Source organism: Achromobacter pestifer, from assembly GCF_902859625.1.
In the GTDB taxonomy this organism is placed as follows: domain Bacteria; phylum Pseudomonadota; class Gammaproteobacteria; order Burkholderiales; family Burkholderiaceae_B; genus Achromobacter; species Achromobacter pestifer.
Map to the genome: position 1 here is coordinate 511,343 of NZ_CADIJX010000002.1, position 26,073 is coordinate 537,415.

Consider the following 26,073-nt stretch of genomic DNA (forward strand, 5'->3'; position numbering starts at 1 on the left):
GAGGGCGGCCGCCGCGCCGCGCCGATACTGCCAGTGTCACCCGGCTGATGTAGCATACGAACACTATGCCAATTAACGTACCCATTATCCTGACATGGCTGCGCATCGCCATGATTCCGCTGGTGGTCGGGCTGTTCTACCTGCCCGAAAGCTGGATGTCGGTCCCCACGCGCGACACCTTTGCCGCGTGGGCGTTCATCATTGCGGCGCTGACCGACTGGTTTGACGGATGGCTGGCCCGCCGCTGGAACCAGACGTCGGCCTTTGGCGCCTTCCTGGACCCCGTCGCCGACAAGCTGATGGTCTGTGCCGCGCTGATTGTCCTGCTGGACCTGAGCCGCGTCGATGCCTTCATCTCGCTGATCATCATCGGCCGTGAAATCACCATTTCGGCGTTGCGCGAATGGATGGCCAAGATCGGCGCCAGCGCCAGCGTGGCCGTGCACCGCTTGGGCAAGTTCAAGACGGCCGCCCAGATGGTGGCGATTCCGTGCCTGCTGTACAACCAGCCGGTCTACGGCATCAGCACCAAGCTGATGGGTGATGTGCTGATCATCGTGGCGGCGGTGCTGACGGTGTGGTCGATGCTGTACTACCTACAGCGTGCCTGGCCCGCCATCCGCGAGAAGGCCCTGTAATATTGGATGAAATGGCTGGCGCCTGCGCGCTGGCCATGCATTTTTCGCTACCCCCGGCGGCCCGGCTCGCGCTAGACGGCCGCCGTGGCATTTCAAGAGCGATCCGCCGGACGTGCCGGCCGAATTCGCCGAGAACACAACGTCGGGGCCACCCGGACGTTGCCGGAGACAACCCCGCGCACCGCCTCAGGCGGGCGTAACCTGCCGCTTGCCGCGGCCTTTTGTCATGAACACCGCTGCCAATACCCTGCCTTCGGATGCCGACGTCCGTCGACGCGACTGGAAAATCATTCTGCTGATTGGCGTCGCGCATGCGTCGTCGCATTTCTTCCAACTGGTGCTGCCTTCGCTGTATGTGTCGCTGGGCAATGAGTTCGGACTGGACTTCGCGCGGCTGGGCTTGCTGGTGTCCACGTTCTACGTCGTATCGGGTATTGGACAGGCCTCATCCGGTTTCGTGGTCGACCGCATCGGCGCGCGGCCGGTGCTGTGGTTCGGGCTGACATGCTTCGTGGTGTCCGGCTTGCTGATCGGGTCGGCCACGGGCTACACGATGCTGATTGCCGCGGCGGTGGTGGGCGGAATCGGCAATTCGGTGTTCCATCCTGCCGACTACTCCATCATCAACCATCGCATTACCGCACCCCGGCTGGGCCATGCATTTTCGGCGCACGGGTTGACGGGCAACCTCGGCTGGGCGCTGACGCCGGTCTTCATGACCACCATTACCTTGTTGGCGGACTGGCGCGTGGCGGCCTATAGCGCCGCCGGCCTGGTGGCGCTGGTGTTGCTGCTGACGGTGATCGGCCGTGATCTGATTGGCGGGCCGTCGCCGCTGGAGGCCCAGGGCGATGCAAAGTCCCCGAAGCCGGGCACCAAACCGCAGGAAGGCGTGCTGGTCACGCTGACCACGCTGCTATCCAAGCCGGCGCTGTGGGGGGCATTCCTGTTCTTCGCCTGCACGTCCATCGCGCTGTCTTCGGTGCAGAACTACACGATTCCGCTGTTGGGCCAGCTGTATGACCTATCCAAGGTGGCGGCCAGCTCGGCCTTGTCAGGCTATATGGTCGCATCGGCCGTGGGCATGGCGGCGGGCGGTTTCCTGGTGTCGGCCAATCCCCGGACGGAACGCACGGTGATGGTGGCCTTGATCCTGGCGGGGCTGACATTGGTCGTGCTGGCGCTGGGCTTGGTGCCAGCGGCGCTGGCCGCGCCGGTCGTGGCATTGGCGGGCTTCTGCTCGGGCGTGGCCGCACCGTCACGCGACATGCTGATTCGCCGGGTGACCCCCAAGGGCTCGACGGGTTCGGTGTATGGCTTGGTGTATTCCGGCATGGATGTCGGCTCGGCGCTCGGGCCGTTGGCGTTCGGCCTGTTGCTGGACGCAGGCATCCGCCAGGGACCGTGGGTGGGGGCTGGCGTGGCATTCACCGCGGCGGCGTTCCTGGCGCAATGGATCGCGGTGCAGGCACGGCGGGCGGATCCTGCGATGGCGGCCACGGCTGCGGCCCGTTCCTGATTTCAACGCTGTTCCGGAATGAACCACGGCGCCTTGCAAGGCGCCGTTTTCACGAGGGCTCGGGCCCGGCACCTACGGCCGTTGCAACGCGGGTGTCAGCTCGTCGCCGGGGGGGCGTACGCGGTTACCCAGCAAGAGCAATCCTCCCAGGCCAATGACGACGGCAACCATCACGTAATAGGCCGGAACCATGCGGTTGCCGGTGTATTGAATCAGCGCCGTGTTGATGAATGGCGCCAAACCGCCGAACAGCATCACCCCCAGGTTGTACGACAGCGAGACGCCTGTCGACCGCAGGTTCACGGGCAGAATCTCGGTGGTCAGCGCGGGTGTCGGCCCCCACATGAAGCCCATGCATGCCGCCGCCAACAACTGCGCCTGGAGCAGGGTCGAAAAGCCCGGGTTTTGCAGAACACGCGCCAGCATGATCCAGGTGACGACGCCGAACGCCACCGTGGCCGGAAGAATCAGCGCGCGACGCGATAGCTTGTCGGACAGCGCTCCGGATATCGGGCACAGCACCAGCAACAAGGCGCCCGCCAGCGCGCTGCTCAGTTGCGCGTCGCCCATGGTCAAGCCCAATTCCTGCACGGCGTAGATGGGCAGGTACAGCAGCATCACGTAGTTCGACGCCGTGCCTGTCACCACCAGGCAGAATGAGCCGATCAGTTCACGCGGATAGCGCGTGAAAAGCGTACGCAACGTCGTGCGTTCGGGTTTGATGCGCTGATCCTGGAAGCGGCGGAACTCTGGCGTCTCGTCAACTTGCGTGCGCAGGTAGAAGCCAATCGGGCCGATCAACATGCCGAACAGGAAAGGCACGCGCCAGCCCCAGCTTTCCAGGTCGGCCGTCGACAAATTGGAGGACAGTAGATACACCACGCCGGCGCCTGCCGAGAACGCGAGCGACTGCGAACACATCTGGAAGCTGCCATACAGGCCTCTGCGGCCTTTGGGGGCAAACTCCACCAGCATCGCGCTGGCGCTGGCGTATTCCCCGCCGACCGAGAACCCCTGGATCAGCCGCGCGACCAACATCAGCACGCTGGCCGCCATGCCGATGGAGGCATAGGTGGGCAGCACGCCGATCATGGCGGTGCCGCCGGCCATCATCAAGATCATCAGCGACAGCGCGCGCCGACGTCCGTGGCGGTCGGCATAGATGCCCAGGACCAGGCCACCGATGGGGCGCACGGCAAAAGCCACGCCGAAGGTGGCCAAACCCAACAACAAGGATTTCGCGTTGTCCGCTGCCGGGAAGTACAGCCTGGAGATCACGGCGGCGAACATGCCGTAGATGGCGAAATCGAACCACTCGAAGGCGTTGCCCAGCACCGACGCGATGACGACGCGCCGGCGCATGTTGGCTGAGACCTCGTAGGTGGGGGGGCAATGGGATGGCATGACGGACTCCAGCAGGCGTGACAAGACGCAAGGGGACGCGGGGCGCGGCGCATTGCGCCACGTCCCGTGGGAAATAAAGGGAATCGGGGATTCAGCCCAGACGGTCGCGCACTATCTCGACGAAGACGCTGGCGCCGATGGGCAGGATGTCGTCGTCGAAATCGAACTCTGGGTGATGGCAGAAGTGGCCGTCCTGGCCGATGAAGAAGTACGCGCCGGGGCAGGCCTGGAGCAGATACGAGAAGTCTTCCGAGGCCATCAGTGGCGTGATGTGGGCGTTGACTGATTCCGCGCCGACGACGCGGGCGGCCGCGGCGGCGACCGTGGCGGCCGGGCCTGCGGCATTGATGGTGGGCGGACAACCCAAGCCAACTTCGCAGTCGATGCGGGTGCCGTGGCTAAGCGCCAGGCCATCGCAGATTTCCCGCATGCGGCGCAATGCGGTGTCGCGTGCGGCTGTCGACAGCGTGCGAACCGTGCCTTGCAGTTCCATCAAATCCGGGATCACGTTGGGCGCCGAACCGCCATGCATCATGCCGACACTGACCACGCCCGCCACCAGCGGATCCAGCGACCGGCTGACGATGGTCTGCAACATGCCGACCAGTTGGCACGCGATGACGATGGGGTCGTTGCCCTGGTGCGGCATGGCGCCGTGGCTGCCGATGCCATGCACCTTGATGCTGAAGGCGTCACAGGCGGACAGGATGGCGCCTTCGCCCACGGCCACGCGGCCCTTGCCCAGCATCGGGTTGTTGTGCAGGCCGTAGATCTCGTCGCAGGGAAACCGTTTGAACAAGCCGTCTTCCAGCATGGCTGCGCCACCCGACAGGGTTTCTTCGGCAGGCTGGAAGATGAAATTGACGGTGCCGGCAAAGTCGCGGTGCAGGGACAGGTACCGCGCCACGGCCAGCAGCGTTGCCGTGTGGCCATCATGACCACAGCCATGGAAGCTGCCGTCGTGGGTGGAACGGTACGCAAGCCCTGTTTTTTCCTGCATGGGCAGGGCATCCATGTCCGCGCGCAAGCCCAGGCTGCGCGGGCCTGCCCGTTCGCCTTGCAGCACGCCCACCACGCCGGTCTTGCCGACACCCCGGTGGATCTCGATACCCCACTCATCCAGTTTGGCCGCAACCAGATCAGAGGTGCGTTGTTCCTGGAAGCTCAATTCGGGGTGAGCATGAATGTCACGCCGCCAAGCGGCAAATTCAGCCTGATGTTCGACAAACCAATCACGGACCTGCATTGCGGCCTCCTGCCAGAAGGTGAATGTCTGATGTGCGGATGGAAACCCGGGCGTTGCTGCCCGGGTGAATGCCATGGCAAACCATAGACGAAATCACCTCGATGCGGATTGGCTACCGATGATTGTCAGACCAACGGCCGTCGTCAGCGCACGCAAGCGCACGTCCCGCGCACGCTGACACCGGCGATCAGGCATGCGCCGCGATGTGTTCCGCGATGGCGCGGCCGATGTCCTCCGTGCGGGCTTCTCCACCCAGGTCCGGGGTGCGGGGACCGTCCTTCAGGCAGTGTTCGATGGCGGCCAGGATGGCGTCGTGCGCGTCCTGGCTGCCCAGGAATTGCAGCATCAGCGCGCCCGACCAGATCATGGCGATGGGGTTGGCGATGCCTTTGCCATAAATGTCGGGCGCCGATCCGTGCACGGGCTCGAACAGCGATGGGAACGTGCGCTCGGGATTCAGGTTGGCGGACGGCGCGATGCCGATGGTGCCGGTGCAGGCCGGCCCCAGGTCGGACAGGATGTCGCCGAACAGGTTGGAGGCCACCACCACGTCGAAACGCTGCGGTTGCAACACGAAGCGGGCCGCCAGGATATCGATGTGCTGCTTGTCGGTCTTGACGTCCGGATAGTGCTTGCCCATGGCGTCGGCGCGCTCGTCCCACCACGGCATGCTGATGGCGATGCCGTTGCTTTTGGTGGCCACGGTCAATTGCTTGCGCGCGCGGCGGTTGGCCAATTCGAAGGCATAGCGCATGACGCGGTCAGTGCCGTGCCGCGTGAACACCGATTCCTGGATGACGATTTCGCGGTCAGTGTCGGCGAACAGGCGGCCGCCCAGATTGGTGTATTCGCCTTCGGTGTTCTCGCGAACGATGAAGAAGTCGATGTCGCCCGCGCGGCGGCCGACCAGCGGGCAGGGCACGCCATCGAACAAGCGCACATGGCGCAGATTGATGTACTGGTCGAACTCACGGCGGAATTTCAGCAGCGAACCCCACAACGAGATGTGGTCCGGCACCGTGGCGGGCCAGCCCACCGCGCCGAAGAAGATGGCGTCGTAGCCTTGCAACTGCGCCTTCCAGTCGGCCGGCATCATCTCGCCGTGCTCAGCGTAGTAGTCGCAATTGGCCCAGGGGAAGGTGTCGATTTGCAGGGACAGGCCGAACCGCTTGGCGGCGGCGTCGACGGCGCGCAAGCCTTCGGGCATGACTTCATTGCCGATGCCGTCACCGGCGATGGCTGCGATTTTGAAAACCTGGGGCATGAGAATGTCGCTTCAAGAGGGAAACAAGGTGCGGCCATGGTAGGGGCGCGTGGTACGCATTTACAATGGGCGTCATCGTGAAATGACTATGCACACATCGTGAATAATGACTTGCTGCCCGCCGACTTGCGCGTCTTCAACGCGGTGGTGCGCGCCTCCAGCTTTTCCAAGGCGGCCCTGGGGCTGGGCATGTCGCCCGCCTATGTCACCAAGCGCATCCGGCTGATGGAAGAAAGCCTGGGCGTGAAGTTGTTCCATCGCACGACAAGGCGCGTGGTCATCAGCGAGGCCGGCGAGCGCGTCTATCACTGGGCGCAGCGGGTGCTGGATGATATGGATCATCTGGTTGAAGAGGTCAGCGCGTCGCGGCGCGAACCGCGCGGCTTGTTGCGTGTGTGCAGCAGCTTCGGCTTTGGCCGGCGCGTGGTGGCGCCGGCGCTGTCGGCGTTCGTGGGCCAGTATCCCGCGATGCAGGTGCGCTTTGATGTGTCCGACCGCCTGATCGACGTGGCGGCCGAAGGCTATGACCTGGACGTGCGAGTGGGCGACGACATTGCACCCCACGTGATCGCGCGCAAGATTGCCAACAACCACCGCGTGCTGTGCGCGGCCCCTGCCTACCTGGCCGCGCGCGGCGCACCCCGCGCGCTGGCCGAGCTATCGGCGCACGACTGCCTGGTCATCAAGGAACGGGACCATCCGTTCGGCGTGTGGCGCATGCATCGCGGGCGGAAGGAATACACCGTGAAGGTGCGCGGGCCGTTGTCCGCCAATAACGGGGAAATGGCGGTGCAGTGGGCCGTGGACGGCCGTGGCATTGTGCTGCGCTCGACTTGGGATGTGGGCCCGTTGATCGCGCAGGGCAAGCTCGTGCAGGTGCTGCCCCAGTATCGCCAAGAGGCGAACGTGTGGGCCGTGTATCCCACGCGCCTGAATGCGTCGGCCAAGGTACGGGTGTGCGTGGACTTTCTGGAAGCTCACTTGCGCACCCACGCGCCGCTGGACTGATTCCCCCCGGTCAACTGATCTGCGGGTTGCGGCATATCAAACCGGCGTTGCGCCCGGAGCCCGGCGGGTCCGCGAATTGACGCGACGCAAGGTCCGGGCTTCCGGCTCCCGATGTAATAACCAGAAGAGCAAAAGGGTTATTCAACAGGAGAGAAGCACATGAAAAAGCATGGTGCGATGCTGGCTGCGGGGCTCGTCTTGGGCCTGTGGGCGGGCCAGGCAAATGCGGCGGCGCGGCAGGAACCCATTGAACCGATCGAGGCGGCGGTGGTGAAGGACCCGGCCAAGGTCGAGCTAGGCAAGAAGTTGTTCTTCGATCCGCGCCTGTCGCGCTCGGGTGCGATCTCCTGCAACTCCTGTCACAACCTGGGCATGGGCGGGTCCGATAACCTGAAGGCGTCCATTGGGCATAAGTGGCAGCAGGGATCCATCAATTCGCCCACGGTTCTGAATTCCAGCCTGAATATCGCGCAGTTCTGGGATGGCCGCGCGAAGGACTTGCGCGAGCAAGCGGGCGGGCCCATCGCCAACCCGATGGAGATGGCGTCCACGCATGAACTGGCCGTGCAGGTGTTGAACTCGATTCCGGGTTATCGGGCGGAGTTCAAGCAGGTGTTTGGCAAGGACGGCATCACGATCGACGAAGTCACCGGTGCGCTGGCCGCTTTTGAAGAAACCCTGGTGACACCGAATTCGCGTTTCGACCAGTGGTTGAAAGGCAATGACCGCGCGTTGACGGTGAAGGAACTGGCGGGCTACACGTTGTTCAAGAACAGCGGATGCGTTGCCTGTCACAACGGCGTGGCCGTGGGCGGCAACTCGTTTCAGAAGATGGGGTTGATCGAGCCCTACCAGACCGACAACAAGGCCGAAGGCCGGGCCGGCGTGACGGGCAAGGACGCAGACCGCTTCAACTTCAAGGTGCCGACCTTGCGCAACGTGGCACTGACCTATCCGTACTTCCATGACGGCGAGGCCGCCACGCTGACCCAGGCCGTGGATGTGATGGGCCGCTTGCAGCTGGGCCGCAAGTTCACCGAGGAAGAGAACGCCGACATTGTGGCGTTCCTGAAAACGCTGACAGGCGACCAGCCGGTGATTCAATATCCCTTGCTGCCGCCGTCTGAAGCGGACACGCCCCGCCCTGAGCCATTCATGAAGTAGGCGGGGTCGCGCGCCGTGCGCTTACTGGCGGACGGTGCGCACGTCCGCCGGGGGGACGGTTTCGACGTTGCTGCGCCACGGGTTGATATCCAACCCGCCACGGCGCGTATAGCGCGCATAGACCGTCAGTTGCTCGGGCGCGCAGGCTTGCATGATGTCGCTGAAGATGCGTTCGACGCAATGCTCGTGGAATTCCGCATGTTGGCGAAACGATACGACATAGCGCAGTAGCGATTCGCGGTCGATTGGCGCACCGCGATAACGGATCTGCACGCTGGCCCAATCGGGCTGTCCGGTGACGGGGCAGTTCGACTTCAGCAGGCGCGAGGCCAGCGTTTCCTCGACGACATCACCGGGCCGGGTGCGCAGCACCTCGGGCGCGGGCTCGTAGGTGTCGATCTCGATATCCAGCTTGTCTATATAGATGCCGTCCAGTTCGCCCATCTGCAATTCGGAAAAGCGCTGCGGCAGGAAGAAGTCCAGGCCCACCGGGGCGCCAGCGGCGGCGCTCAGGTCGCGCTCCAGGCGACCGCGCAAGGCGGCTGAATTGACCAGGCGCGTCTGGTTGAACGAGTTCAGGTAAAGCTTGAATGACTTGGACTCGATGATGTTGGGGCTGTCGGCGGGCACCGAGAAGGTGGCCATGGCGACGCGCGGTTTTCCCTTGGCGTCCAGCCACGACAACTCATAGGCATTCCACAAGTCCACGCCTGTAAAGGGCAGGTTGCCGGCGGTCAGGTTCAGCGCGGCGCGGTTGTGCGAGCGCGCGATGGGGAAAAGCAACGAGGGGTCGTATTGCGAGGCGTAGGCCACGCTCTGGCCCAGCGGGCCGTGAGACAGGGTCATGGCGGAATCAGAGAAACAAGGGGAATGGGGGCATTGTAGGCGGTCGTAAAACCCTTCGTTTTTCATATTGTGAAATGTAAGTCTCGTCATGTGAAAGTCCCTGTTGCTACGCAGCGAGAGTCCATTTCACAGATGGCAATATCGTTTCGCAATGCGAAATTGAATTTTTAATATGATGATTTTAAAGGGAAATATTTTTCCTCTTCTATAAGACATAAGCCCACATTGCTCCGCAGCACAGGCATAGACTTTATCCAACGATTCACGCAATGCAGGACGCGAATCTTTTGAAGTCTTCCCATCACTGACCAGGAGCATCACCATGACCACTCGCGAAACCGAAATCCGCAATTTGCAGAAAGATTGGGCCGAAAACACCCGTTGGCAGGGCATCAAGCGCGACTACAGCGCTGAAGATGTCATCCGCCTGCGCGGCTCCATCAGCGTGCAGCACACGCTGGCCCAGCGTGGCGCCACCCGTCTGTGGGAGCAACTGCATAGCGAGCCTTTCGTGAATTCGCTGGGCGCCTTGACCGGCAACCAGGCCATGCAGCAGGTCAAGGCTGGCCTGAAGGCGATTTACCTGTCTGGTTGGCAAGTGGCCGGTGACGCCAACCTGGCCGGTGAAATGTATCCCGATCAGTCTCTGTACCCCGCCAACTCGGTGCCGCAAGTGGTCCGCCGCATCAACAACTCGCTGGCTCGTTGCGACCAGATCCAGTGGATGGAAGGCAAAAACCCCGGCGACGAAGGCTACATCGATTATTTCGCGCCCATCGTGGCGGATGCCGAAGCCGGCTTTGGCGGCGTGCTGAACGCCTTCGAATTGATGAAGGCCATGATCGACGCTGGCGCGGCGGGCGTGCACTTTGAAGACCAGTTGGCGTCGGTGAAGAAGTGCGGCCACATGGGCGGCAAGGTGCTGGTGCCCACCCGCGAGGCCGTGGCCAAGCTGGTGTCGGCCCGCCTGGCGGCGGACACGATGGGCACGCCCACGTTGTTGCTGGCCCGCACGGATGCCGACGCGGCCGATCTGGTGACCAGCGACGTCGACGAAAACGACCGTCCGTTCATCACGGGCGAACGCACCGTGGAAGGCTTCTTCCGCACCAAGGCCGGTATCGACCAGGCAATTTCGCGCGGTCTGGCCTATGCGCCTTACGCCGACCTGATCTGGTGCGAAACGTCCACGCCCAACCTGGAATACGCCCGCAAATTCGCGGATGCGATCCACCGTCAATTCCCCGGCAAGCTGCTGGCGTACAACTGCTCGCCGTCGTTCAACTGGAAGAAGAACCTGGACGACGCCACGATCGCCAAGTTCCAGCGCGAGCTGGGCGCCATGGGCTACAAGTTCCAGTTCATCACGCTGGCCGGTTTCCATTCGCTGAACTACGGCATGTTCGAGCTGGCTCATGGCTACGCCCGCCGTCAGATGAGCGCGTTCGTCGAATTGCAGCAGAAGGAATTCGCCGCCGCCGAAATGGGCTTCACGGCCGTCAAGCATCAGCGCGAAGTGGGTACGGGCTACTTCGACGCGGTGACGCAGACGATCGAGAACGGCCAGTCCTCGACCACCGCGCTGACCGGCTCGACGGAAGAGGCCCAGTTTGAACACGGCAAGGCGCAGAAGGTTGCGTAAGTGCCTGGATAAGTCTTTGCAGTTGCAGTTGTAGGTGCTGTTGTAGGGTGGATTCGGGGTGCCTTCGGGCACCCTTTTTTTGTGCCGCCAAGATACCCGTCAATTTCCGTTTCAGCTGTCATCATTTGCCGCACATCGCACGCCTGATCGGTGTCGAATGTGCCCCGTATCCATCGCACAGGCCAGAGTCAGGCATGCCAATTGAATTCGACGTGATCGAAACGGAGCCTGTGGCAAGCTTTGGGCGATGTGAGCCAAGGGGTGGAACTGATACGTCACAAAGCGTCGTTCGACAACATGCAATGGGTATCCCTCGGCCTATTCGTGTCGGTTCCTTATGAACGCCATTGGCCGGAATCGATCGACGTCTTGTCCGACATCTGGGACAAGGGGCGGTTGTACCGCCGCGCCTATCTGATCCCGGGCAGAGGGTTGACCCAGGACCCAACCCTGGGCAGCGGCGCGGTGATCAAAATTAGCAGCCCGGAAGACCTCGCCGATTGGCTGGCGGCGATGCCGGCGGATATTGAACAGTTCGCCGCGCCCTGGTTGCAGCGCTATCAAACGCTGGAGGAAGCGTCGTATGAATATAAGATCCCGCGTTGGAAGCTGGAAAAAGCCGGCTTGATTCCCTGGCGCGGGGGGCACGAGCCGTAAACGGCCACTCCGGTTTTCAATGTTCCGGGGCGCATCGTCGGTCGCTTGTCCGCCCTGGGGGGCAGGGCGGTGACACGCTTGAAAGTGGAAGATCAGGCGGCTACCGGCGCATCGGTCAACGAAGCCATGTCCATCACGAAGCGGTACTTCACATCGTTTTTCAACAGGCGTTCGTAGGCATCGTTGACCGATTGGATCGGCACGATCTCCACGTCGCTGACGATGCCGTGTTCGGCGCAGAAGTCCATCATCTCTTGCGTTTCTTCCATGCCGCCGATGGCGGAGCCGGCCAGCGACTTGCGGCCCAGGATCAGGTTGATGCCCGGGATCGGGTCCAGCGGCGTCAACGCGCCCACCATCACCATGGTGCCGTTCAAGGTCAACAGCGCCATGTACGGATTCACGTCGTGGCTGACGGGCACCGTGTTCAGCAGGAAATCGAAACTGCCTGCGTGCGCCGCCATGGCCTCGGCATCGCGAGAAACCAATACGTCGTCAGCGCCCAGGCGCTTGGCGTCGCGCCCCTTGTCGGCCGAGGTCGTGATCATCACTACCTGCGCGCCCAGGGCGCGGGCGAACTTCACGCCCATGTGGCCCAGGCCGCCCAGGCCGATGACGCCGACCTTCTGGCCGGGGCCGACTTTCCAGTGGCGCAAAGGAGAGTAGGTGGTGATGCCGGCGCACAGCAGCGGGGCGACGGCCTTCAGGTCCAGTTGGTCGGACACCTTCACGACGAAGCGTTCCTTGACGACGATGCGGTCTGAATATCCGCCAAAGGTCAGTTGGTCGCTGCCGCGTTCCGTGCCGTTGTAGGTGGGCGTGGGCCCTTCCTCGCAGTATTGCTCCAGGTTCAGGCGGCAAGCCTTGCAGTGCAGGCAGGAATCCACCATGCAGCCCACGCCGGCGAAGTCGCCGGCCTTGAACCGGGTGACGTTCTTGCCGACCTGGGTGACGCGGCCCACGATTTCGTGGCCCGGCACCATCGGGTAGATCGAGTTGCCCCAATCGCCGCGCGCCTGGTGCAGGTCGGAATGGCAGATGCCGCTGTACAGGATCTCGATCAGCACGTCGTCGTCGCCCGGTTCGCGCCGGGTGAAACTGAACGGAACCAGCGGGGTGTCGGTACTGTGGGCGGCGTAGCCTCGGGCTTGAATCATCAGGGTCTCGAATGAAGTCTGTTAAGCAGGTGTTCACAATATGCTGGCCGAAACCGGGCATCAAGCTAGAATTTCCGCATGCTTTGTTCGAAGGATTTGCATAATCATGCTGCCCGATAATTTGTCGCATCTGGCGGCCTTTGCGGCCGTGGCCCGTCATAGCAGCTTTCGCCGCGCCGGCGAGGAACTGGGCTTGTCGACGTCGGCGGTCAGCTATGCCATTCGCAACCTGGAGGAGCGGCTGGGGGTGAATCTGTTCAACCGCACCACGCGCAGCGTGGCGTTGACCGATGCCGGCCAGCGGCTGTCCGAACGCCTGCTGCCGGTGCTGCACGACCTGGGCGACGCGCTTGAGGAAATGAACCATTTCCGGGGCTCGGCATCCGGCACGTTGCGCATCAATACGTCGCGGGCGGCGTCCTACATGCTGCTGATGCCGTTTGCGGCGCGCTTTCTGGCGGCCTACCCGGACATCCAGCTGGAAATCGGTGAAGACGACAGCTTTGTCGATATCGTCGGGTCAGGCTTCGACGCGGGGGTGCGCCTGCTGGAAGCCGTGCCCGAGGACATGGTGGCGGTGTCGATCGGCCCCAATCTGCGCATGGCGGTCGTGGCGTCGCCCGCCTATCTGGCGGCGCGCGAGGCCCCCCGTCATCCCAACGATTTGATGCGGCACGAATGCGTGCGCTACCGCTTTGCCAGCGGCCGCTTCTACAAGTGGGAATTCGAGAAAGGCGGCGAGGCGATCGAACTGGATGTGGCGGGCCGCATTGCACTGAGCGATGTGCACGCCGAGGTGCGGGCAGCGGTCGACGGCATCGGGATCGGCTGCGTGCCGGAATACTACGTGAACGACTTGCTGGACTCTGGCCGGCTGGTGCGGCTGCTGGAAGACTGGTGCCCGCCGTTTCCGGGTTTTACGCTGTACTACCCACGGCAGCGGCGTGTGTCGTCGGCGTTGCGGGCGTTCATCGACATGGCCAGACTGGAAGGACGCCCAAGTCCTTCGCCCGATTGATGGTTCAAGGCCGCGCGCCTTCCAGCAGGGCCTGCACCAGCCGGTTGTCCTGGTCCGCCAAGCGGCAGACGAACGAGATCTGCCGGTAGGGCGCCTGCTTGCCCAGCGGCAGCACGCGCACGGGATGCACGTCCAGCAGGTTCGGGCCCGGTTCAGGCAGCACGCATACGCCCAGCCCGGCGGATACCAGCGCCGTCAGCGCCGCCAGCGACTGCATGTCGATGCGGCAGCGGGCATGCGGGGCATGCTGCGCCACGTAGCGCGCGGCAAGCCGTCCGCCGATGGTGGTCTTGTCGAAGCGGATCCATTCGTACTGCTTGAACAGTTCGGTGACGCGCGTCTCCTGCGAATCGGGCGGAGCGATCAGCACCAGGGTTTCGCGAAACAGCGGCGTCCAGGACAGGCGGCTGGAACCGCCGGTTTCAGGCTGCGTGATGATGGCGGCGTCGATTTCGCCTTTTTTGAGCTTGTCCGTCAGCTCCGTGGCGCGTCCTCGCACCAGCCTCACATCCAGCAGGGGATAGCGCTCGCGGAGTTTGCGCAGCAGCGGCGGCAACAGTGTGACTTGCAGCGGTTCGATGGTGCCCAGCCGGACACGTCCTTCCACCGCGGGCGTGCTGCGCCGGCGCAGTTCGTCCAGGCGGCCCAGCGCATCCTGCAATACCGCGTCGACTTCCGCCGCGAAGGCATTGGGCCGCACTTGCAGCGCGGAGCGATCGAACAAGGGCTGCCCGAAATACTCCTCCATCTGCTTCATCTGAAGGCTGACCGCGCTGGGAGACAGGTTCATGTCCGCCGCACCCGCCGCGAAGCTGCCGCCGCGCAGCACGGCGTTGAGCGTACGGAAAGATTCGATCTTCATCAGAAATCCTCACGTAGTGTTTTAAGAATCCTCGCTTTATATCACTAGGAAGGCGACCTAGTATTCGCTTCAGACAAAACGATAAGCGGCTGGAGCGGTGGCGTGGAACGCCTGCCGGCCAGACCGCCACCGAGGAGACATCCATGAAGAAGACCCTAGCCGGCCTGCGCGCCGTCTTGTTGCCGTCCCTGTTGCCCACGCTGGCGTTGACTATGGCGCTGGGCGTGCCGGGCATGTCCGTCGCCCAGGCCGCACCCGCCGTGCCGGCCACCATCACGATGGTCGTGCCGTTCCCGCCGGGCGGCAGCAACGATGTGTTCGCCCGCGTGCTGGCGGAGAAACTGGGCGGCCGCCTGTCGACCACGGTCATTGTTGAAAACCGGCCCGGCGCGGGCGGCGCGATCGGTGCGGAGTACGTGGCCAGGGCGCCCAAGGACGGTTCCGTGCTGATGCTGTCGTCCTCCACGCTGACGACCAATGCCGCCGTGCAGACCAACCTGAAGTACGACGTGGTGCGCAGCTTCGCTCCGGTGGCGATGCTGGCGCGCAGCCCGATGGCGTTGGTGGTGGGCAAGGATTCGCCCTACCAGACCATGGCCGATCTGCTGGCGGCTGGCCGCCAGGAACCCGGCAAGCTGACGTATGGCAGCGCCGGCCTGGGGTCGGTCAACCAGATGGCCAGCGAAATCCTGGCGGGGGGCGAGAAAACGGCATTCACGCACGTGCCCTACAAGGGCATGTCGCACGCCTTGAATGACCTGGCCGGCGGCCGGGTGGATTTCGTGATCGGCAGCTTCGCTTCAACCGCGTCATTGCTCAAGGGCGGCAAGCTGCGCGTGCTGGCCGTGACGTCACCCGAGCGGTCGCAGTTCTATCCCGCGCTGCCCACCATCGGCGAAGGCCAGCCCGGTTATTCGGTGGAGCTGTGGTGGGGCGTGCTGGCGCCGGCGGGCACGCCCGCGCCCTTGGTCGACAAGTTGAACGCCGAGATCCGCGGCATCGTCAACGATCAGAAAATGCGCGCCATGTTCGCCGAGGAAAGCGCGGTGCCTGCCGAACTGACCGTGCCGCAGTTCGCTGCGTTGGTGGAAGCCGATGCCGCCAAGTGGAAGCAGGTGGCTCGCGACCGCAACATCTCCGTCCAGTAAGCAACGTTCCCGCATCCATTCCTCTTTCCCTGAGTGCAAGCATGAGAAGCAAACTGTTCGTACCCGGATCGCGTCCCGAATTGTTCGCCAAAGCCTTGGCGGGCGACGCCGATGCCCTGTCGTTCGACCTGGAGGACGCGGTGGCCCCGACACGCAAGGACGAGGCTCGTGGCTACCTGGCCAGCATGCTGGCCGCACCTGAAGCCGCCGCGTCGGGCAAGACGCTGATCGTGCGTGTCAATGCACTGGATTCGGGACACTTCCATGCGGACGTCCAGGCGGTGGTGCGGCGGGGCCTGCATCTGGTGAACCTGCCCAAAGCAGAGCGCGAGGCCGACGTGGTGGCGGCGGCCAGTGCCATCGAGCAGGCGCGCTGCGCCAACGGCGTGGAAGAACCGGTGGGATTGTTGCTGAACATCGAGTCGCCGCGCGCGCTGCGTCAAGCCGCCTGCCTGGCGGCGGCGCATCCCTCCGTGGTCGGCTTGCAACTGGGTTTGGGTGATTTGTTTGAGCCGGCCGGAATCGGCCGGCGGGAGCCCGCCGCCGTGCAGCAGGCGATGTTCGCGCTGCGCATGGCGGCAGCCGAGGCCGGCGTGTTCGCCTATGACTCCGCTTTCGCCAACATCGAGGACGAGGCCGGCTACCGTGCCGAGGCCGAACTGGCGCGCGCACTGGGCTATATCGGAAAAAGCTGCATCCACCCGCGTCAGGTGCCGCTGGCCAATGCAGCGTTCCGTCCGACCGATGATGAAATCGCGCACGCGGGCCGCGTGGTGCAGGCCGCGCGAGAGGCTTGCGCGAAAGGCGTGGCGGCGTTCGTGGTGGACGGGCGCATGATCGATGGCCCGTTCCTGCGCCGCGCCGAGGCGGTGTTGCGCGCGGCCGCCGGGTTGGGGCTGGTGCAAATCACGGAGGCGCAATGATGGCGGCGTTGGAATCAACGGGCGGGCCATTGGCGGGCGTGCGGGTGCTGGACCTTAGCGCCTACATCGCCGGTCCCTATGGTTGCGCATTGTTGGCGGACCAAGGGGCCGACGTGGTGAAGGTGGAGCCGCCCAGCGGCGACAACCTACGCAAATATCCGTCAACGCTGGAAGCTGAAAGCCGGGCCTTCTTGGGGGTGAACCGTGGCAAGCGCGGGCTGGTGCTGGACTTGAAGAAGCCGCAAGCGCTGGCCGTGCTGCATGAACTGGCGCGTCAGGCGGACGTGTTGGTGCACAACTTCCGGCCCAGCGTGCCGGCGCGGCTGGGTATCTCTTACGAGCAGTTGGCCGAGATCAACCCTCGGTTGATCTATTGCGCGGTCACGGGCTACGGTGAAACCGGCCCCTTGAAGGACAAGGCGGGATACGACCAGGTGCTGCAAACGATGACGGGCATGTGCGCGTTGCAGGGCAAGGCTGAAGGTCCGCCGGAAGTCCTGTATGGGTCGGTGGTGGATTACTACGCCTCGTCCATGGTGGCGGCTGGTGTCGCGTCGGCGCTGTATGAACGGGAACGCAGCGGGCGCGGCCAGTTCGTGGGGGTGTCGCTGCTGCGCAGCGCGCTGGCGCTGCAATCGGCCAGGCTGGTCTGGGCCGAAGGCGAGCCGCGCCATGTCGGGCGCGACATGCGCTCGGGCGGCATCACGGGCATTCATCCCACCGGCGAAGGCTATCTGTACATCTCGGCCAACACGCCGCATTTCTGGCAGGCGCTGTGCGCCAAGACCGGGCTGCACGAATTGGCGGCCAACGAACGCTACGACTCCGTGCGCAAGCGCGCCGAACACTGTGACGAGATCGTGCCGCGGCTGCACGATGCGCTGCGCGCACGCTCGGCGCTGGAATGGGAGGCACTGTTTGGCGAGGAGGTTCCCTGCGCCGCGGCGCGCGGCGTCGAGGACATGTTCGATTTCCCGCAGGTGCAGGCCGAACACATGATCTCGACATTCGAGCATCCCGTGGTGGGCAGCTACCGAGGCTTTGCCCAAGCCATCAAATTCGGCCGCACGCGGCCAGACACGCCTCGCGCGGCGCCCGCCTTTGGCGAACATAGCGAAGCGGTGCTGGCGGAAGTGGGAATACCGGCAAACCGGGTAGAGGAACTACGGCGCCAGGGGGCATTGGGATAAGCGGATGCGATGCGTCCGCTAATCCGCCTGGGCCGGTGCGTCGCTGAGTGCCGCCAGGCATTCTTCAAGCGGCGGGATGCCTTGCGCCAGGGCGTCGACGGCGGCGGCATCCACCTTGGACAGAGGCGGAATCTCGGCCAGCACGCGCACGTTGCCGAAGCGCTCGATGGCCTCTTTGTTGCCGGCCGACAGCGGGCCGCTCATGACGACGCCCAGAACGGGGATGCCGCGGCGTTTCAGCGCTTCCAGGCTTAGCAGGGTGTGGTTGATGGTGCCCAGGCCGCTGCGCGCGGCCAGCACCACCGGCATGTCCAGGCGGGCGATCAAATCGATCATCATGTGCGTGTCGTCGATCGGCACGTACAAGCCGCCCGCGCCTTCCACGATCAGCGGGGCGCGAGTGGTTGGCGGCACGATGGTGGTGGCGTCGACCACGGTGTCTTCCAGCGTGGCGGCCGCCCAAGGCGACAGCGGCGCTTGCAGCACGTAGGCAGGCAGGTGCAGGCGATGGGGCGGCAACTGCGCCAGTTGGGCCACCGTGTCGGTGTCGCCCGGCTCTTCGGATACGCCGGTTTGCACCGGTTTCCAATAATCAGCGTTCCAGGCGCGCGCAAGAATGGCGGACACCAGCGTCTTGCCGATGCCGGTGTCGGTGCCGGTCACGAAAACCCCGGCGGGGCGTTGCGTCGATTTTTTCCACATACCGTAGGCCAGGTGATACGTCACCATGGCTCCTTGTTCGTCAAACGCCGCCAGCACGCGGCGCAGCTCCGCCGCACTGAGCGGCGAGCGCCCGGGCGCGGGCGTGGTGGCGCCGATGCCTTTCAGGCCTTTCAAGAAATGCAGGCCATCAGGATGATTTTGTATCAGCCGTTCGTTGTGCACGCCACCGGCCAGATTGCTCATGGCCGGACGGATGGCGGCGTGCGAGGGATAGCGTGGCGTGGCCGCGACGAGGCCCGCGGCCTGATGCGCTGCCTGCCATTCGCCGAACGTGCCGTCGGCCAGCGTCGCCACGGCAAGGTGGCCCTCCGGCGCCAGCAGCCCGGCCAATCGGCCCAGGCCGGCATTCAAGTCCGTAAACCACTGCACGGCAAGGCTGGAGCAGATCAGATCGTAGGGGCCCGCGAGGACCTCGGGGTATTCGCCGTCCAACACCTGATAGCGGGCTGTTCCGGGTAGCGCGGGGCCGCGTTGCGATGCGGCCAGCATGGCGGGCGAGATGTCCGTGATGGTCCAGTCCGCTGGGCCTAGCCGGCGTGCCAGCGCCTGGGTCAGCAGGCCGGTGCCGCAGCCGATCTCCAGGATACGGGGACGTGATGGCAGCCGCAGCCGGCTGATGTCGTCGGCCAGCCGTTCGGCCGTGATGCGCTGGATGCGCGCGTGATCGTCATAGCGGCGCGCGGCGGCGCCGAAACGGGCGCCGATCTGCTTGTTGTGTTGGGCTTGCGTCATGGTGCGTGTGAACCGGCCCGGCAATCAGGCGGCCCGCGTCAGGCGGGTGATGAATCCGGTGATGTGACGCGCGCACCAGGGCGCGTCCGACACCGGCAACAGATGGCCGCCGTGTTCCCGGTCATGCCGTTCGTCGTCCGGACGTCCGTCAAAGGCGGCTTGCGTCATCGGGGTGGGGACGATCGGGTCGTCCTGGCCCGTCAGGATCAGCAAGGGGACGGGTAGCGCCGCCAGGGCGTCGCGCTGGTCTTCGTCGCGCAGGGCTTGCAAGTCTTGCACCAGCGGTTCCAGCCGGGGGGGACCAAAAGCGGTGGCGTCACCACAGCGCTGGCGGAAGTCCTGCAACACGGCCGTGGGTTCCACTGAAAAACGCTTCAACATCCGGTCCAGCATGCGGCGCGGCACGCCCGCGTCGAAACCGGGGCCAGCGCCAAAGCGGGGAAATCCGTTAAGGGAGACCAGCCCCGTGCAGGCGGGCGGCAAACCGCGCAGCAGGCGCAGCACGCCCATGGAATGGCCGATGGCCACCACTGGCCCGTCGATCTTCGGGATCTGGGCGGGCCCGAAGTAACCGGCGTCGGCGACCGCGTGCGGCCAATCCATCAGTTCTGCCCTGAGCGGCGCCCAGACCGACGCATCGAAGGCCCAGCCGTGAACGAACAGCAGGGTGGGGCGGGCGGCGGTCATGCCAGCACCGCCGCGAAGCCTTCGATCAGTTGCGCCACATCGGCATCGCGGTGCGCGGCGCTGAGCGTCACGCGCAGCCGGCTGGTGCCGGCCGGCACGGTGGGGGGACGGATCGCCACGGCCAGCAGGCCCTGGCGCTCCAGGCCCGCCGCCATGGTCAGCGCGCGGCCTTCATCGCCCACGATGGCCGGCACGATCTGCGTGGATGAGGCGCCGGTATCCAGCCCCAGGTCCTGGAGCGCTGAGCGCAGCCGGTCGCCAGCCGCCGCCAGACGGGCGCGTTCCGCGTTCAGCGTGGGCACCAGGTCCAGCGCGGCATCCATGGCGCCCAGCACGGCAGGCGGTAGCGCCGTGGTGTAGATGAACCCGGAGCAGGTGTTGATCAGGTAGTCGCACATTGCCCGGGAACCCGCCACATAGGCGCCGAATCCGCCCAGCGCCTTGCTGAACGTGCCCATGGCCAGATCGATGCGGCCGGGCGCCAGCCCGGCCAATCCCATGCCGTCCGGGCCAAGCACGCCGGTGGCGTGGGCTTCGTCCAGATAGACAAACGCTTGATAGCGGTCGGCCAGTTCTGCCAGCCGGACGACATCTGTCCGGTCGCCGTCCATGCTGAACACGCTTTCCGTGATGATGAACCGGGAGACGTGGGCGTGGGAATCTGCGTCCGCTTTGGCCTTCAGCAACCGTTCCAGATGCTCCAGATCGTTATGCCGGAAGCGGATCTGCTTGATTCCGGCCGCCTGGCAGCCGTGGTGCAGGCTGGCATGGTTGAGCTTGTCGGCATAAAGCTCGACCGGGCCTTGGGCTGCGGCCGCGCGCAGCAGGGCGGGCAGCACGGCGGCGTTGGCCTGCCAGCCCGAGGCCAGCAGCAGCGCCGCCTCGGTGCCCTTTAACCGGGCAAGCTTGGCTTCCACTTGTTCGTGCAAATCCAGATTGCCGCAGACCAGGCGCGAGGCCTGGGCGCCCGCGCCGTGGCGGGCCGCCCATTCCCGGGCGCGCTCGATCAACAGCGGGTGCTTGGACAAGCCCAGGTAGTCGTTGCTGGAAAAATTCAGCACGGGCGAGCCGTTCAGCACGATCCGGCCGGGCGGTGCGGCCGTGGCGGTGCGCAGGCGACGGCGCACGCGGCGGGAGTCGGCGTCGGCCAACTCGGAAGAAAACAGGGAATCCAGCTTTGACATCAATCGTTCCGGCAGCGGCCGGGCAAGGGTGTACCCGCGCCAGGCCGTAGAATGCGGGCCATTGTAGTGGAGCGGAGTTCAATCATGCAGACACCCGACTGGGTGGCCCAGGGCCAGCCCCATATCTGGCTGCCGTATGCCCAAATGAAGACGGCGACGCCGCCGTTGCCCGTCGTGCGCAGCCAGGGCAGCCGGCTGGAATTGGCCGATGGGCGCAGCCTGATTGATGGGGTCGCATCCTGGTGGACGGCCTGCCACGGTTACAACCATCCGCATATCGCCCAGGCGGTACGCGCGCAGTTGGACGCCATGCCGCATGTGATGTTTGGCGGTCTGACCCATGAACCCGCGCTGACCCTGGCACGCCGGCTGGCCGGTCAGCTCGGGCCGGGGCTGGACCGGGTGTTCTATACCGATTCGGGGTCCGTGGCGGTGGAAGTCGCCATGAAGATGGCCGTGCAGTTCTGGTTGAACCAGGGCGAACGCGGCCGCAGCCGGTTCCTGGCGTTTCGCGGCGGCTATCACGGCGACACCTTCGGCACCATGGCGGTGTGCGACCCGGACGAGGGCATGCACAGCCTGTATCGGGGCATGCTGGCCGAGCACGATATCGTGGATCTGCCGCGCGACGAGGCCGGGATGGCCGCGCTGGATCAATTCCTGGAGACCCGGGGACCCCAATTGGCCGGGATCCTGGTGGAACCGCTGGTGCAGGGCGCGGGTGGCATGCTGCTGCATGATCCGGAAGTGCTGCGCCGCCTGCGGCGGTTGGCAGACCGGCACGGCCTGTTGCTGATCTTCGACGAGATCTTCACCGGGTTCGGGCGGACGGGGACGATGTTCGCGTTCGAGCAGGCCGGCATCCGGCCCGACATCATCACCCTGTCCAAGGCGTTGACGGGCGGCACGCTGCCTTTGGCCGCCACGGTGGCCAGCAATCGGGTGTTCGACGCCTTCTGGTCGGACAACCCGGCGCACGCGCTGATGCATGGCCCGACCTTCATGGGCAATGCCTTGGCCTGCGCGGCCGCCAATGCGTCGTTGGACTTGTTCCAGAGCGAACCCCGTCTGGCGCAGGCGCAAGCCCTGTCGGCGGCCCTGGCCACGGGCCTGGAACCCTGCCGTGAATTGCCCTGGGTGCGCGATGTGCGGGTGCTGGGCGCGATTGGCGTGGTGGAACTGGAGGGTATCGCCGACCGCGAAGGCCTGAAGCGCCGCCTGGTTCAGGCAGGGGTGTGGGTGCGTCCGTTCGGCAACGTGGTGTACCTGACGCCCGCGTTGACGATCGCCGATGACGAATTGGCCACGTTGATGGGTGCCGTGGTGGACGTGCTGCGCCAGCAACGTCCCTGATCCGCTCCGCCGCCTGATCCGCTTGCCACCTTGCGCATGGGGTGGAAGGCGCCTTGATCCAGATCAAGGCGCCTAGCCGAGGCGCTGGTTACCATCGGCGCATGCGAGCAAAATCGATCTTCGCCGTCCCGGCCTCCCTGCCCGATGCCGACCGTCAGCAGCGCCGCCATGCGCTGGTGCGCCTGTCGCTGGCGTGGCTGGCGATGATGCAGGTCATGATGTTCGCGTGGCCCGGCTATCTGCGGCACGACAGCATGCCCGTTGACGCATTGGAAACGCTGGACTGGGCCATCGTGCTGATGAACTGGGCCAGCTTCGCGTTGACGATCCCCGTGGTGCTGTATTCGGCCTGGCCCATCTGGCGCCATGCCGGCGACAACCTGCGTCATGGCCGTGCCGGCATGGACGTGCCGGTGGCGCTGGGCATCGTCGCCGCCTTCATCCCCAGCGTTCACGCCACCTGGACCGGCCGTGGCGAAGTCTATTTCGATTCCGTCACGATGTTCGTGGCGTTCCTGTTGACCGCGCGCTATCTGGAGCTTTGCGCCCGCCAGTCCTTCGGCGGGGCGTCGGGCGGCGTGCGGCACCAGCGGGTAGAGGCTCAGCGCCTGGAGCTTGGCGCCCGCGCCGACCGCCTGGCGTCACGCTTCGTCCTGGCGCAAGTGGCCCTGGCGCTGGCGGCAGGGGCGGCATGGGCGTACATCGACCCCGCGCACAGCATCTCCGTCATGGTGGCGCTACTGGTGATGAGCTGTCCTTGCGCCATGTCGATGGCGGTGCCCACGGCCATGGCGTCGGCGCATTCGGCGTTGGCGGCCCAGCCCGCCATGCCGGATGCCGCGCTGGACGAATTACTGCGGCAGGCCCGTCACAAGGCCCGCCAGAACCTCAACGGGTCGCTGATCTGGCACCTGCTCATGACGCCCCTGGCGCTGGTGGGCTGGGTCACGCCATGGCTGGCCGCGATCACCATGCTGGTGTCGTCGCTGGCGGTGGCCTATAACTCCTGGCGCCTCTGCCGCCGGGACTGGTCCGGCGAAGGCGTGCCGTCCGGCGCGCTCGAGGCTGCGCAATGACCATCCTGTACTTGCTGTTGCCCGTGTCCCTGCTGTTCGTGCTGGCCATCGGCATATCGCTGTGGTGGGCCGTATTCAATGGCCAGTACGACGATACCGACGACGCGGGCACGGCCATCCTGCGCGACGACGACAGCGGGCCAGCCAGCCGCGGTTGAGCGCTGGCATACACCGGAGGCCTCCGTGGCACCCTCTGCCGGTGCTGACGTCTTGCGTCGTTTTCGATTAAGAAAATTCTCAAAGTTCATGTTGTTCCGTTGCGCTCGCGCCGCGTTCCCGACCGGCGCGTCGGTAGCTTGATCCATATCAACGCCGACTTGTGTGACTAGTCCCATCATCTGAGCCTGGAGCTATTTGTTACTTTGGGGGAAGGGTGATGAACGATTGCGCCGCAATCGCAAGCAAGGCCGATACCTTCAACTACAAGATCGTGAGGCAGTTCGCGCTCATGACGGTGGTTTGGGGCATTGTCGGCATGGCTGTGGGCGTTTTTATCGCCGCGCAGCTGATTTGGCCTCAGTTGAACTTTGATACCGCATGGCTCAGCTACGGGCGTCTGCGCCCGCTGCATACCAACGCGGTGATCTTCGCCTTTGGCGGTAGCGCACTATTCACAACGTCGTACTACGTCGTTCAGCGCACCTGTCAGGCGCGTCTGTTCTGTGGCCCGTTGGCCGCCTTCACGTTCTGGGGCTGGCAGATCGTCATCGTCGCCGCGGCGATCACGTTGCCGATGGGGTTCACCAGCAGCAAGGAATACGCTGAACTGGAATGGCCCATCGACATCCTGATCACGCTGGTCTGGGTGGCCTACGCCATCGTGTTCTTCGGCACGATCATCAAGCGCCGGTCCAAGCACATCTACGTGGCCAACTGGTTCTTTGGCTCGTACATCCTGACCATCGCCCTCCTGCACATCTTCAACAACATCGAAATGCCGGTGTCGATGTGGAAGTCGTACTCGGCCTACGCCGGTGTGCAAGACGCCATGGTGCAGTGGTGGTACGGCCACAACGCGGTGGGCTTCTTCCTGACCACCAGCTTCCTGGGCATGATGTATTACTTCGTGCCCAAGCAGGCCGGCCGTCCGATCTATTCGTACCGCTTGTCCATCGTCCACTTCTGGGCGCTGGCCTTCACGTACATGTGGGCGGGCCCGCACCACCTGCTGTATACCTCGCTGCCGGACTGGACCCAGTCGCTGGGCATGACGTTCTCGCTGATTCTGCTGGCACCCTCGTGGGGCGGCATGATCAACGGCATCATGACCCTGCAAGGCGCCTGGCACAAGCTGCGCACCGATCCGATCCTGAAGTTCATGGTGACGGCGCTGTCGTTCTACGGCATGTCGACCTTCGAAGGCTCGATGATGTCGATCCGCACGGTCAACGCGCTGTCGCACTACACGGACTGGACCATCGGCCACGTGCACTCCGGTGCGCTGGGCTGGGTCGCCATGATTTCCTTCGGTTCCCTGTACTACCTGATCCCGCGCTTGTACGGCCGCGAAAAGATGCACAGCGTGAAGGCAATCGAACTGCACTTCTGGATCGCGACCATTGGCGTGGTGCTGTACATCGCCGCCATGTGGATTGCCGGGGTGCAACAGGGCCTGATGTGGCGCGACACGGCCTCCGACGGCACGTTGGTCTACAGCTTCGTCGAAGAACTGAAGACGCGCGTCCCGTACTACCTGATCCGTTTGCTCGGCGGCGCGTTGTTCCTGTCTGGTGTGTTTGTCATGGCCTGGAACGTGTGGATGACGGTGCGCGGCGCGCAACCGGTCAACCCCGCCATTCCGCAAGACGATCCCCATGCTGCTCGCCCGCCGGTCGCCGTGACCGCCGCGCCGGCTACTGTTTGACGAGGACATCATGGCCAACAAGAAACCTGGCTTCTTTTCTCACCAGACGCTTGAGAAGAACATCGGCTGGATGATCATCGCCAGCATCCTGGTGGTGTCCTTCGCGGGCCTGGTCCAGATCGTTCCGCTGTTCTTCCAGCACAGCACGACGCAACCCGTTGCGGGCGTCGAGCCCTACAGCCCGCTGCGGCTGATGGGCCGTGACGTGTACATCCGTGAAGGCTGCGTGGGCTGTCACTCGCAGCAGGTGCGTGTGCTGGCTGCCGAAGTGCAGCGTTACGGTTCGTACTCGACGGCAGCGGAATCGGTCTTCGACCACCCGTTCCTGTGGGGTTCCAAGCGCACCGGGCCTGACCTGGCCCGTGTCGGTGAACGCTACTCGGATGATTGGCATCGCATCCACTTGCGCGATCCGCGCAAGGTGGTGCCCGAGTCGAACATGCCCGCCTATCCGTGGCTGGAGAAGACGGTCATCACCGGCCAGAACGTGGCCGAACGCATGCGCGCCCTGCGAGTCTTGGGTGTGCCATACACCGATGCCGACATCGCCGCTGCGCCGAAGGCCATCGAAGGCAAGACGGAAGAGGACGCGCTGGTTGCCTACCTGCAAGACCTGGGCGTAGGCGTGCGCAAGGCGCAGATCAAGCAAGCCGAGGAAGCCAAGAAGGCTGAGGACGCGAAGAAGGCCGAAGCAGCCAAAAAGGCTGCTCAAGCCTCCGTGCCGTCCGCAGAGCAACCTGCCGCGCAAGCGGCAACGGGAGGCTGATC

The 26,073-nt window shown here is 64.5% G+C and carries 24 protein-coding genes; 15 read left to right on the forward strand and 9 right to left on the reverse strand.

Features of this window, described 5'->3' with window-relative positions; translation table 11 throughout:
• Window positions 1-65: 65 nt before the first annotated feature.
• Complete coding sequence (pgsA, locus tag HV753_RS09125) at window positions 66-638, forward strand: CDP-diacylglycerol--glycerol-3-phosphate 3-phosphatidyltransferase (RefSeq protein ID WP_175174132.1); 573 nt, start codon at window positions 66-68, stop codon at window positions 636-638.
• Window positions 639-864: 226 nt separating this feature from the next.
• Window positions 865-2,157 carry an MFS transporter gene (locus tag HV753_RS09130; RefSeq protein WP_175174133.1) on the forward strand — a complete coding sequence of 431 codons (1,293 nt, stop codon included), beginning with the start codon at window positions 865-867 and terminating at the stop codon, window positions 2,155-2,157.
• A gap of 72 nt (window positions 2,158-2,229) precedes the next feature.
• Here the strand turns inward: HV753_RS09130 and HV753_RS09135 are convergent, their stop codons facing one another.
• The 3 genes from HV753_RS09135 to HV753_RS09145 all read right to left on the reverse strand — a co-directional run bounded on the left by HV753_RS09135 (window position 2,230) and on the right by HV753_RS09145 (window position 6,071).
• Window positions 2,230-3,561 (reverse strand): MFS transporter, encoded by a 1,332-nt coding sequence (locus HV753_RS09135; protein WP_246288204.1) that lies wholly within the window; start codon window positions 3,559-3,561, stop codon window positions 2,230-2,232.
• Between the two features lie 91 nt (window positions 3,562-3,652).
• Window positions 3,653-4,807, reverse strand: coding sequence for an amidohydrolase (locus HV753_RS09140; protein ID WP_175174134.1), 1,155 nt, complete (start codon window positions 4,805-4,807; stop codon window positions 3,653-3,655).
• 187 nt (window positions 4,808-4,994) lie between these two features.
• Window positions 4,995-6,071 (reverse strand): tartrate dehydrogenase, encoded by a 1,077-nt coding sequence (locus HV753_RS09145; RefSeq protein ID WP_175174135.1) that lies wholly within the window; start codon window positions 6,069-6,071, stop codon window positions 4,995-4,997.
• Between the two features lie 99 nt (window positions 6,072-6,170).
• Here HV753_RS09145 and HV753_RS09150 point away from each other — a divergent pair, with 99 nt between their 5' ends.
• Window positions 6,171-7,079 carry a LysR substrate-binding domain-containing protein gene (locus tag HV753_RS09150; RefSeq protein ID WP_175174136.1) on the forward strand — a complete coding sequence of 303 codons (909 nt, stop codon included), beginning with the start codon at window positions 6,171-6,173 and terminating at the stop codon, window positions 7,077-7,079.
• 159 nt (window positions 7,080-7,238) lie between these two features.
• Window positions 7,239-8,243, forward strand: coding sequence for a cytochrome-c peroxidase (locus tag HV753_RS09155; RefSeq protein ID WP_175174137.1), 1,005 nt, complete (start codon window positions 7,239-7,241; stop codon window positions 8,241-8,243).
• Between the two features lie 21 nt (window positions 8,244-8,264).
• Here the strand turns inward: HV753_RS09155 and queF are convergent, their stop codons facing one another.
• Complete coding sequence (gene queF, locus HV753_RS09160) at window positions 8,265-9,089, reverse strand: NADPH-dependent 7-cyano-7-deazaguanine reductase QueF (protein ID WP_175174138.1); 825 nt, start codon at window positions 9,087-9,089, stop codon at window positions 8,265-8,267.
• A 322-nt stretch (window positions 9,090-9,411) separates the two neighbouring features.
• Here queF and aceA point away from each other — a divergent pair, with 322 nt between their 5' ends.
• The gene (aceA, locus tag HV753_RS09165; RefSeq protein WP_175174139.1) at window positions 9,412-10,731 is read left to right on the forward strand and encodes an isocitrate lyase; all 1,320 of its coding nucleotides are present in this window, start codon (window positions 9,412-9,414) and stop codon (window positions 10,729-10,731) included.
• A 297-nt stretch (window positions 10,732-11,028) separates the two neighbouring features.
• Entirely contained in the window at window positions 11,029-11,388 is a 360-nt protein-coding gene (locus tag HV753_RS09170) for a hypothetical protein (protein WP_246288205.1), read from the forward strand.
• 92 nt (window positions 11,389-11,480) lie between these two features.
• Here the strand turns inward: HV753_RS09170 and HV753_RS09175 are convergent, their stop codons facing one another.
• Window positions 11,481-12,545, reverse strand: a complete 1,065-nt coding sequence (locus tag HV753_RS09175) for an NAD(P)-dependent alcohol dehydrogenase (RefSeq protein WP_175174140.1) — start codon at window positions 12,543-12,545, stop codon at window positions 11,481-11,483.
• A gap of 106 nt (window positions 12,546-12,651) precedes the next feature.
• Between HV753_RS09175 and HV753_RS09180 the strand changes: the two genes are divergently transcribed.
• Complete coding sequence (locus HV753_RS09180; RefSeq protein ID WP_175174141.1) at window positions 12,652-13,563, forward strand: LysR family transcriptional regulator; 912 nt, start codon at window positions 12,652-12,654, stop codon at window positions 13,561-13,563.
• Window positions 13,564-13,567: 4 nt separating this feature from the next.
• Here HV753_RS09180 and HV753_RS09185 read toward each other — a convergent pair whose 3' ends face one another.
• Entirely contained in the window at window positions 13,568-14,425 is an 858-nt protein-coding gene (locus HV753_RS09185; RefSeq protein ID WP_175174142.1) for a LysR family transcriptional regulator, read from the reverse strand.
• A gap of 143 nt (window positions 14,426-14,568) precedes the next feature.
• Here HV753_RS09185 and HV753_RS09190 point away from each other — a divergent pair, with 143 nt between their 5' ends.
• From HV753_RS09190 to HV753_RS09200, 3 genes are read left to right on the forward strand one after another with little or no spacing between them, the layout of a single operon-like run.
• Window positions 14,569-15,573, forward strand: a complete 1,005-nt coding sequence (locus HV753_RS09190) for a tripartite tricarboxylate transporter substrate binding protein (RefSeq protein ID WP_175174143.1) — start codon at window positions 14,569-14,571, stop codon at window positions 15,571-15,573.
• Window positions 15,574-15,614: 41 nt separating this feature from the next.
• Window positions 15,615-16,496, forward strand: coding sequence for an HpcH/HpaI aldolase/citrate lyase family protein (locus HV753_RS09195; protein ID WP_175174144.1), 882 nt, complete (start codon window positions 15,615-15,617; stop codon window positions 16,494-16,496).
• Window positions 16,493-17,686: a CaiB/BaiF CoA transferase family protein gene (locus HV753_RS09200; RefSeq protein WP_175174145.1), complete on the forward strand. Its 1,194-nt coding sequence runs from the start codon at window positions 16,493-16,495 to the stop codon at window positions 17,684-17,686. Before HV753_RS09195 ends, HV753_RS09200 begins: the two co-directional genes overlap by 4 nt.
• A gap of 18 nt (window positions 17,687-17,704) precedes the next feature.
• On the opposite strand, the gene bioD is transcribed toward HV753_RS09200, so the two are convergent.
• Genes bioD through bioF form a run of 3 tightly spaced genes read right to left on the reverse strand, consistent with a single transcriptional unit; the run spans window position 17,705 to window position 21,012 of the window.
• Entirely contained in the window at window positions 17,705-19,141 is a 1,437-nt protein-coding gene (bioD, locus tag HV753_RS09205; protein WP_175174146.1) for a dethiobiotin synthase, read from the reverse strand.
• A gap of 24 nt (window positions 19,142-19,165) precedes the next feature.
• Complete coding sequence (locus HV753_RS09210) at window positions 19,166-19,828, reverse strand: alpha/beta fold hydrolase (protein WP_175174147.1); 663 nt, start codon at window positions 19,826-19,828, stop codon at window positions 19,166-19,168.
• Window positions 19,825-21,012, reverse strand: a complete 1,188-nt coding sequence (gene bioF / locus HV753_RS09215; protein WP_175174148.1) for an 8-amino-7-oxononanoate synthase — start codon at window positions 21,010-21,012, stop codon at window positions 19,825-19,827. Before bioF ends, HV753_RS09210 begins: the two co-directional genes overlap by 4 nt.
• A gap of 84 nt (window positions 21,013-21,096) precedes the next feature.
• Between bioF and HV753_RS09220 the strand changes: the two genes are divergently transcribed.
• From HV753_RS09220 to ccoO, 5 genes are all read left to right on the forward strand, one after another.
• Window positions 21,097-22,365, forward strand: coding sequence for an adenosylmethionine--8-amino-7-oxononanoate transaminase (locus HV753_RS09220; RefSeq protein WP_175174149.1), 1,269 nt, complete (start codon window positions 21,097-21,099; stop codon window positions 22,363-22,365).
• A gap of 101 nt (window positions 22,366-22,466) precedes the next feature.
• Entirely contained in the window at window positions 22,467-23,441 is a 975-nt protein-coding gene (locus tag HV753_RS09225; protein ID WP_175174150.1) for a P-type ATPase actuator domain-containing protein, read from the forward strand.
• On the forward strand, window positions 23,438-23,599 hold the full coding sequence (gene ccoS, locus HV753_RS09230) for a cbb3-type cytochrome oxidase assembly protein CcoS (protein ID WP_175174151.1): 162 nt from the start codon (window positions 23,438-23,440) through the stop codon (window positions 23,597-23,599). The genes HV753_RS09225 and ccoS overlap by 4 nt, the downstream gene beginning before the upstream one ends.
• A gap of 218 nt (window positions 23,600-23,817) precedes the next feature.
• Window positions 23,818-25,305, forward strand: a complete 1,488-nt coding sequence (gene ccoN / locus HV753_RS09235) for a cytochrome-c oxidase, cbb3-type subunit I (RefSeq protein WP_175174152.1) — start codon at window positions 23,818-23,820, stop codon at window positions 25,303-25,305.
• A 10-nt stretch (window positions 25,306-25,315) separates the two neighbouring features.
• On the forward strand, window positions 25,316-26,071 hold the full coding sequence (gene ccoO, locus HV753_RS09240; RefSeq protein ID WP_175174153.1) for a cytochrome-c oxidase, cbb3-type subunit II: 756 nt from the start codon (window positions 25,316-25,318) through the stop codon (window positions 26,069-26,071).
• The last annotated feature ends 2 nt before the right edge of the window (window positions 26,072-26,073 follow it).